This window comes from Devosia sp. (assembly GCF_041917035.1).
Lineage (GTDB): Bacteria > Pseudomonadota > Alphaproteobacteria > Rhizobiales > Devosiaceae > Devosia_A.
Map to the genome: position 1 here is coordinate 1 of NZ_JAYRYM010000265.1, position 4847 is coordinate 4847.

Sequence of the window (4847 nt, forward strand, 5' to 3'; positions counted from 1 at the left end):
TTCCGCGATTGGCCCAGAGACCTGCGCGGCAACAATGACCTGCTGAACCTCACCCAGCCCGACGCCATCCGCGCCATTCACCTCGAGTATTTCCTCGCGGGTGCCGACATCGTCGAAACCAACACGTTCTCGTCGACCGACATCGTGATGACGGACTATGGCATGCAGGAGCTCGCCTACGAGTTGAACTTCGCCGGGGCGTGCCTGGCCCGGGAGGCGGCGCAACTGGCCTTCGAAAAGGACGGCCGGCGCCGGTTCGTCGCGGGTGCGCTCGGGCCGCTCAACAAGACGGCCTCCATGTCGACCGACGTGAACTCGCCGGGCCACCGCTCGATCACCTTCGACGAGATCGTCAGGGGATACTCCGAGCAGATCAATGGCCTGATCGATGGCGGTGCCGACCTGCTGCTGTTCGAAACCATCACGGACACGCTCAACACCAAGGCCGGTATCTTCGCGGCGCAGCGAATCTTCGCCGAACGCGGCAATGAACTTCCGGTCATGATCTCGGGAACGATCACCGACCTCTCGGGCCGCACGCTCTCCGGCCAGACACCGACCGCCTTCTGGTACTCGGTGCGGCACGCCAACCCCTTCACCATCGGGCTGAACTGCGCGCTCGGCGCCAACGCCATGCGCGCCCATGTCGCCGAGCTCAGCGACGTCGCCGATACCATGATCTGTGTCTACCCCAACGCCGGCCTGCCGAACTCCTTCGGCGGCTATGACGAGACGCCGGAGTTCATGGCCCGGCAGCTCGAGGGTTTCGCGCGAGACGGTTTCCTCAACATCGTCGGCGGCTGCTGCGGCTCGACCCCGGACCATATCCGGGCCATAGCCGCGGCCGTGGGCAAGTACCGGCCGCGCAGGGTGCCGGAAGTCCCCGCCTTGCTCCGCCTGTCGGGTCTCGAGCCCTTCACGCTCACCTCCGACATCCCGTTCGTCAACATCGGCGAGCGCACCAACGTCACGGGTTCGGCGCGTTTCCGCAAGCTGATCACCGCGGGTGACTACTCTGCGGCGCTCGAGGTCGCGCGCGACCAGGTGCAGAACGGCGCCCAGATCATCGACATCAACATGGACGAGGGCCTGATCGACAGCGAGCGGGTGATGGTCGAGTTCCTGAACCTGTTGGCCGCCGAACCCGACATCGCCCGAGTGCCGCTGATGATCGACAGCTCGAAGTTCGAAGTCATCGAGGCCGGCCTCAAGTGCGTTCAGGGCAAGGCGCTGGTCAATTCCATATCGCTCAAGGAAGGCGAGGAGAAGTTCCTCGCGGCAGCCCGACTGGTGCGCAGCTATGGTGCCGCCGTGGTGGTGATGGCCTTTGATGAGGCGGGGCAGGCCGACACGCTCGATCGCAAGGTCTCCATCTGCACCCGCGCATACGACCTTCTGACCCGAGTGGTCGGCTTTCCACCCGAGGACATCGTCTTCGATCCGAACATCTTCGCCGTCGCCACCGGCATCGAGGAGCATGCCGGCTACGGCGTCGCCTTCATCGAGGCGACGCGGAAGATCCGGCAGTCACTGCCCCACGTGCACATCTCCGGCGGGGTGAGCAACCTCTCCTTTTCGTTTCGTGGCAACGAGCCGGTCCGCGAAGCGATGCATGCCGTCTTCCTCTACCATGCCATCCAGGCCGGGATGGACATGGGCATCGTCAATGCCGGGCAACTGGCCGTCTACGAGTCCATCGACGCGGACCTGCGCGAGGCCTGCGAGGACGCGATCCTCAACCGCACGCCAGACTCGACCGAGCGCCTGCTGGAGATAGCGGAGCGCTACAAGGGCGCAGCCGGCCAGGAACAGAAGGCCAAGGACATGAGCTGGCGGGATCAGCCGGTCGAGGCCCGGATCAGCCATGCGCTGGTCAACGGCATCACCGAGTTCATCGAGCTCGATACGGAGGAGGCCCGGCTCAAGTCTGCCCGCCCTCTCGAGGTGATCGAGGGGCCGCTGATGGCCGGCATGGGTGTCGTCGGCGACCTGTTCGGCTCCGGCAAGATGTTTCTGCCTCAGGTCGTCAAGTCCGCCCGTGTCATGAAGCAGGCCGTGGCACACCTGCTGCCATTCATGGAGGCCGAGAAGGATGCCAACGGCGAGGCCACCGGACGGCGCAGTTCGGGCAAGATCCTGATGGCGACGGTCAAGGGCGACGTGCACGATATTGGCAAGAACATCGTCGGGGTCGTGCTCTCCTGCAACAACTACGAAATCATCGACCTCGGGGTGATGGTGCCATCATCGAAGATCCTCGAGACGGCCAGGCAGGAACGGGTCGATGTCATCGGCCTTTCCGGTCTGATCACCCCTTCGCTCGACGAGATGGTGCACGTGGCTGCCGAGATGGAGCGCGAGGGCTTCGACATCCCGCTGCTGATTGGAGGGGCGACGACGAGCCGGGTTCACACCGCGGTCAAGATTCATCCGCAGTATCATCGCGGTCCCACCGTTCATGTGCACGACGCCAGCCGCGCCGTTGGCGTGGTTTCCGCCCTGCTGTCGGATGAGCAGCGGCCCACCTATGTTGCCGACGTGCAGGCGGAGTACCAGAAGCTCAAGGCCCGCCACCTGGAGGCCGAGGCCGAGAAGCAGCGCACACCGCTGGCCGCGGCGCGGGCCAATCGCTTTCGACCGGATTGGGCGCACTACGTCCCGCCGCGTCCGAGCTTCATTGGCACGCGCGTCTTCGAGAGCTATGACTTGAGCGAGATCGCTCGCTACATCGACTGGACGCCGTTCTTTCAGGCCTGGGAACTCAAGGGGCGGTATCCGGCCATCCTCGAGGACAAGGACCAAGGGCCTGCCGCACGCCAGTTGTGGGACGATGCGCAGAAGCTGCTCGGTCAGATACTGCAAAGGAACTGGTTCCGCCCCAAGGCCGTCATCGGCTTCTGGCCTGCCAATCAGGTGGGTGACGACATCCGGCTGTTCACCGACGAGAGCCGCGAAGTCGAACTGGCGACCCTGTTCACCTTGCGCCAGCAGCTGTCCAAGACCGGAGGCAAGGCTCACGTGGCCCTGGCGGATTTCGTCGCTCCGGTGGGCATTCCGGACTATGTGGGCGGCTTTGTCGTGACGGCAGGGCTTGAGGAAGTCGCCATTGCCGAGCGTTTCGAACGCCAGAATGATGACTACTCCTCGATCCTGACCAAGGCCCTCGCCGATCGCTTCGCCGAGGCCTTCGCCGAACTGATGCACGAGCGGGTGCGGAGGGAATTCTGGGGATACGCCGCCGACGAGAGCATATCCCCCGAAGATATGATCCACGAACGATACCGGGGCATCCGGCCGGCTCCGGGCTACCCTGCCCAGCCTGACCATACGGAGAAGACGACGCTCTTCCATCTGCTCAACGCCAGGCAGCGGATCGGCGTGAGCCTCACGGAGAGCTACGCCATGTGGCCAGGGTCGTCAGTATCGGGCCTCTATCTCAGCCATCCCGAGAGCTACTACTTCGGCGTGGCCAAGGTGGAAAGGGACCAGGTGGAGGACTACGCACGACGCAAGGGCATGACCGTTCGCGAAGTCGAGCGTTGGCTGGGGCCCATTCTCAACTACACCGCGTCCCCGGCAGGCACGTCATGACTTCGACGCGGTCATTCGATCGACGCGCCGGGTCGGTGCCAGTCACGATCGTCACCGACCCGGCGCAACTGGCATCGCTTTCGGCATCCTCTGGCACCGCCGTCGTTCGCCCCGAGGCGATGCACGATCATCCGGTCGGGACGACCTGCGTCGCCTGCGACAGCCGCGCCGACATTCGCGTGCTTCTCTTCGAACTCAACGAGAAGCTGCGCCTGGGGATGGTGGCAGCATTCGACCGTGTCGTGGTCGATGCGACCGTCCATGGTGATCCGGCGGCGATCGAGAACGCGCTGATACCGGGCCGCCTGCCGGCGCTCGCTTTGCGAGATCATGTCGTGGCGCGAACTTTCCACCTGGCATCCTCGAGCAGCAGCTTGAACGGCTCGACGACGTCGTAGCGTTCAAAGCCCCGTTCGTGCCGATAGTGGTTGAGGTTGCCGGCACCGAAGTCCAGAACCTGTTCACCGGGCCGGCCCCGCCGGGCAACCTGCCGATGCATCCACTCCTCGGCGCGCTGGGCGAGCGAATTCGCCCCACCGCGGCCTGCGCGATTGTCCGCATAGTGCTGGGCGAAGATCGCTTCGTACTCGGGAGGGAGTGGGCTGCGTTGCCGCGGATAAGTGGCGAAGAGCTCAGACATACCCCGCCCCTGCCCGATCCTGTTCGCTCAAGTAGGCCTCCCGAAGGAGGCCGATGGTGCGGTCGAGAAGACTCGAACTTCCACGCCTTGCGGCACAGCGACCTCAACGCTGCGCGTCTACCAATTCCGCCACGACCGCACGCCATGGTAGAGACCCCGCCGGTTCGGCGAAGCGAGGCTGCGTGTAGCAATGGTTTTGGGGTGGCGCAAGCGTTTAATGCGGTGCGCCGGAGATGTACCCGATCACCCTACGCGACGAACCTTTTCGGTGAGTTCGACGCTCAACCGGCCGTCTTCGATCTTGATCTCGCCACGCGCGATCAGCGTGTTGTTGGCGTAGACCCGAAATGCATCGCTCTCGGTGGTGTCGAGTTCGATCACCGCGCCCCGCCCCATGCGCAACAAATGATGAATCGGCATCGTCGCGGCACCGAGTTCCACCGTGATGTCGACTTCAATGTTGTCTAGAGTGCTCATACATAGACCACGAACGAACACCCCCGCTCGGCTGAATCAGGCCGGTGCCCCACAGGTAGAACATCCGCCGGCCATGCTTACCGAAGCGTTAACAGATGCTCCAGACTGCGACACCGGCAGCAAGTTGCTCCGCCCGGAC

The 4847-nt window shown here is 64.1% G+C and carries 4 protein-coding genes and 1 tRNA gene; 1 reads left to right on the forward strand and 4 read right to left on the reverse strand.

What is annotated here, in order from left to right:
* Positions 1–3591 (forward strand): methionine synthase (gene metH / locus ACE3TU_RS18855; RefSeq protein ID WP_374627032.1); only part of this gene is annotated, 3591 nt, incomplete at its 5' end.
* Between the two features lie 11 nt (positions 3592–3602).
* Here the strand turns inward: metH and ACE3TU_RS18860 are convergent.
* The 4 genes from ACE3TU_RS18860 to ACE3TU_RS18875 all read right to left on the reverse strand — a co-directional run bounded on the left by ACE3TU_RS18860 (position 3603) and on the right by ACE3TU_RS18875 (position 4708).
* The gene (locus ACE3TU_RS18860) at positions 3603–3944 is read right to left on the reverse strand and encodes a hypothetical protein (RefSeq protein WP_374627034.1); all 342 of its coding nucleotides are present in this window, start codon (positions 3942–3944) and stop codon (positions 3603–3605) included.
* The gene (locus ACE3TU_RS18865; protein ID WP_374627036.1) at positions 3920–4231 is read right to left on the reverse strand and encodes a hypothetical protein; all 312 of its coding nucleotides are present in this window, start codon (positions 4229–4231) and stop codon (positions 3920–3922) included. Before ACE3TU_RS18865 ends, ACE3TU_RS18860 begins: the two co-directional genes overlap by 25 nt.
* A 54-nt stretch (positions 4232–4285) precedes the next feature.
* Positions 4286–4370 (reverse strand) — tRNA-Leu (locus tag ACE3TU_RS18870).
* Between the two features lie 104 nt (positions 4371–4474).
* The gene (locus ACE3TU_RS18875) at positions 4475–4708 is read right to left on the reverse strand and encodes a FliM/FliN family flagellar motor switch protein (RefSeq protein ID WP_374627038.1); all 234 of its coding nucleotides are present in this window, start codon (positions 4706–4708) and stop codon (positions 4475–4477) included.
* Positions 4709–4847: the final 139 nt, after the last annotated feature.